Here is a 4,150-nt window from a genome sequence, read left to right as displayed (position 1 = left end):
GTCGTTGTGTGGGGCGTATTATAGGGATTTAAAAATCCTTTGCAAGTACTTTTTTTTGAAAAAGTTGAAATTAATTCACAAACGCTGTTTTATTCAGCAATTTGAATATTTATTCGCTAGTTTTGCTAATAATTTCTGATGTATCCCCCCAAAACTGCCATTCGACATCACAAGAATATGATCTTTAGGTTCAGCTTCTTTTACTATCATATCAGCCAACTTATCAATATCCCCCGTCCAACTTGTGGGTTGAATACAATTTGCAGCGATTTCAGCCACTTCCCAAGGAATATTATCCGGTTGCAACAAAAAGACATGATCTGCTCGGACTAAGGCAGGTGCGATTTCATCTTTATGATGCCCCATTTTCATCGTATTAGAACGAGGCTCGAGTACCGCTAAAATACGAACACCGCCCCCAATTTTATCTCTAAGTGCGGTTAAAGTTGCTTGAATTTCTGCGGGGTGATGAGCGAAATCATCATAAACCGTAATACCATTCACTTCACCTTTTACTTCCAAACGGCGTTTGGCATTAATGAAAGTAGAAAGTGCTTTTGCCGCATTTTCAATAGAAATACCTACATGATGTGCCGCAGCAATAGCCATCAGTGCATTGTGCATATTATGCTGACCAACAATGTTCCAATGCACTTCCGCTACTTTCGAACCTTGGTGATACACAGCAAATTGACTGCAATCATTAGTAATGCGTTCTGCAAACCATTCTTTTTCTTCACCTAAAAATTGGGTCTCGGACCAGCATCCCATTTCAAGGGTTTCTTTGGCAGTTATTTCAGCATCAGCCGACAAAATCAAACCACTTTGTGGCATAGTGCGAATCATATGATGAAACTGACGCTGAATAGCGCGAATATCATCAAAAATATCTGCATGATCAAAGCCAATATTATTAATTATTAATGTTTTAGGATTGTAATGAACGAATTTTGACCGTTTATCAAAAAAGGCTGTATCATACTCATCCGCCTCAATCACAAAATAGGGGCTATTACCTAAACGAGATGACACACCAAAATTTCCTGAAATTCCGCCAATTAAGAACCCCGGTTCTAAACCATTTTGTTCTAAAATCCAGGTTAACATCCCCGTTGTGGTCGTTTTCCCATGCGTCCCGGATACGGCTAAAACCCAACGATGGCGTAATAAATTATCGTGTAACCATTGTGGTCCGGATGTATAAGGTAAGTTATTTTCAAGCACGTATTCCACACAAGGATTACCACGTTTCATCGCATTACCCACTATCACCATATCAGGTGCAGGCTGTAATTGGGCTACATCAAAATTAGGGATAATCTCAATGCCACTTTCTTCTAAAAATGTAGACATTGGAGGATACACATTTGTATCTGAACCCGTAACATGATAGCCAAGCTGTTTAGCGAGTATGGCAACGCCACCCATAAATGTGCCACAAATACCTAAAATATGAATATGTTTATTGTTCATGTTCTTCTCTTTTAGTTGCTTCCGAATAATAAATTATGCGATCTCGATCACATTGTTTAAATCTGGCGATTTGCTAAGAAATACGAACCGTTATAATAATCTAAGTTATGTATTCAAGTCTATCGCAGAATAAGTGCGGTCATAATCTCTTCAGTTTTAGCTATTTTTTAGGAGCCATAAGATGAAAACCCTAGATGAATTCATTGTAGAAAAACAAATGGAATTTCCCCATGCAAAAGGTGCTTTAACCGGCATTCTCTCATCAATTCGATTAGTCGCCAAAATTATTCATCGCGACATTAACAGAGCGGGATTAACCACTGATATTTTAGGTTTAGCCGGCAATGAAAACATACAAGGTGAAAACCAAATGAAGTTAGATGTGTTTGCCAATGAAACCATGAAACGTGCATTAATGGCTCGAGAAGAAGTTGCCGGTTTTGCATCGGAAGAAGAAGACACATTCATTGCTTTTGACACAGAACGAGGCCGCAACGCCAAATATGTTATATTAACAGACCCCCTTGATGGCTCATCAAATATCGATGTTAATGTTGCCGTAGGGACAATTTTCTCCATTTATCGCCGAGTCTCACCTATCGGAACCCCAGTCACCTTAGAAGATTTTATCCAACCCGGACATAGACAAGTAGCGGCAGGTTATGTGGTATATGGTTCTTCCACAATGCTAGTTTACACCACAGGAAATGGCGTACATGGTTTTACTTATGATCCCTCGCTCGGTGTATTTTGTCTGTCTCACGAAAATATGCAAATTCCCCCAAAAGGAAAAATTTACTCTATCAATGAAGGGCAATATCTCAAGTTCCCAATGGGCGTAAAAAAATATATTAAATATTGCCAAGAAGAAGATGCCTCCACACAGCGTCCTTATACATCACGATACATAGGTTCTCTCGTTTCAGATTTCCACCGCAATATGCTCAAAGGTGGAATTTATATCTACCCCAGCGCAACTACCTATCCTAATGGCAAATTACGCTTATTGTATGAAGGAAACCCAATGGCATTTTTGGCAGAACAGGCAGGCGGCATTGCAACGGATGGCTATCAACGTATTTTAGACATTATACCCACAGAGCTTCATCAACGCGTTCCGCTCTTTGTCGGTTCAAAAGAAATGGTGAAGAAAGCGCAAAGCTTTATGGATGAGTTTAAAAATTCCTAAATCCAATATAATTTCATTGACTGCAAAGAAGCAATTACCTATTATTCACACAAATTATCAGGCCAACACTATAGGGTCTGTTTATCTTTCAATAAAAAGCTGCGTTGTCGCCTAAAAAAGCCATCGGCTAGGCGTAAAACGCAGTTAATAGCAGGACTATTTACAAGTTTTACAACAACGACGATGGCTTTTTTAGGCACAACCCGAAGGGGCGGGCTTCTTTTTTGCCCACTCTGTGTTAAAAAAACTTTGTTTAGAATGACTAAACGGCAGTTTTTTTGCCTTGATTGGGCAAAAAATAAGCTCCGCCGCAGCCTTTTATTGAAAGATAAACAGACCCTAATGTTGGCTCTTTTCTTACAAACTAAGGAGTTAACATGAATAAAAAAGTCAGTTTAGCATTACTATTAGCTGCATCAACACTCTTCATGGGGTGCGACAAAGTCAAAGTCGTTGAAAAAAATACCACTGCGCCCCAAAATCAACAAACATCAACTCAACAAACGCAAGCAAACACCCAAGGTCAACCTTTACCGGCAATGCAACCATCTCAGCCTGAACCGTCACAACAAGAGCTTATGCTGAAAATCTTTAATCAATCGGTGAACATTGCGGCTATCTCACGCAGTATTGCACAAGATAATAAAAAAAATGACGGTGTACTAATTGGCTATAAAATTGAAAATAAAGGTCAAAAAGCCATTGCTTCTGTCGCATGGCGTTCAGTATTTACGCTAAATAATCAAGTGGTTCATACAACAAATGTCGGCATAAATTTGGCACAACAACCCATCCAACCCGGTGCAACTATAGAAGCGAAAGCATTAGATTTATTCAAAGCCATGCCAAAACAAACACAAGATATTTTCAAAAATCCGAACCAATCTCTTAATATCTTATTTGTTGCACGCGAGATTACCTTTTCAGATGGTTCAAAAGTCGTCATTTCAGAGTAATTATCTCTACTTTTAATCCGCTTCTCATAAAACAAAATAGTGGCAAATATGGCTAATTATCCCTGCAACTATTTTGTTGGTGTAATAGACAAATTTGTTGCTAAAAAGTGGCTTAAAGCCTTATAGTATAAGGCTTTAAGCCACTTTTTTGAAATATGAACAAAAAACTGCCCATTTTGCCAAAGTCTGAAAATAAAGAAACATGGTACATCAAATAATATTCAACGATATTTTTGTCATAAATGCCATAAAACCTTTTCCTTCAAAAATAAATTAGACCCAATTAAAATTTGGACTGATTACACATCTGGAAAACAAACCTATCAACAACTTGCCGTTAAATATCATTGTTCAGTCAGAACGATTCAAAGATATATTGATAAAGCTCCTAAAACATCTTTAAAACTGCCTTTAAATCGACATCTGAATATCATTATGGATACAACATTCTTCGGGCGTTATTTTGGTGTATTAGTGCTGTAAACACCCCATAATTAAAACAACTCAAAAATAGACATTATTATTTGTTCTA

General features: G+C 38.0%; 3 protein-coding genes and 1 pseudogene. 3 read left to right on the top strand and 1 reads right to left on the bottom strand.

Annotated elements, in window-relative coordinates:
* Positions 1 to 93 precede the first annotated feature (93 nt).
* Positions 94 to 1,473, bottom strand: coding sequence for a UDP-N-acetylmuramate:L-alanyl-gamma-D-glutamyl-meso-diaminopimelate ligase (gene mpl, locus Q0O89_RS10350; RefSeq protein WP_293731613.1), 1,380 nt, complete (start codon positions 1,471 to 1,473; stop codon positions 94 to 96).
* Between the two features lie 181 nt (positions 1,474 to 1,654).
* Between mpl and fbp the strand changes: the two genes are divergently transcribed.
* From fbp to Q0O89_RS10540, 3 genes and pseudogenes are all read left to right on the top strand, one after another.
* Entirely contained in the window at positions 1,655 to 2,662 is a 1,008-nt protein-coding gene (gene fbp / locus Q0O89_RS10345; protein ID WP_293731612.1) for a class 1 fructose-bisphosphatase, read from the top strand.
* Between the two features lie 377 nt (positions 2,663 to 3,039).
* Positions 3,040 to 3,618, top strand: coding sequence for a hypothetical protein (locus tag Q0O89_RS10340; RefSeq protein WP_293731611.1), 579 nt, complete (start codon positions 3,040 to 3,042; stop codon positions 3,616 to 3,618).
* 219 nt (positions 3,619 to 3,837) lie between these two features.
* Positions 3,838 to 4,095, top strand: a pseudogene (locus Q0O89_RS10540) (transposase); the annotation flags it as partial.
* Positions 4,096 to 4,150: the final 55 nt, after the last annotated feature.

This window comes from uncultured Actinobacillus sp. (assembly GCF_945915845.1).
GTDB lineage: Bacteria > Pseudomonadota > Gammaproteobacteria > Enterobacterales > Pasteurellaceae > Exercitatus.
This window is presented reverse-complemented; position numbering and strand designations above follow the sequence as displayed.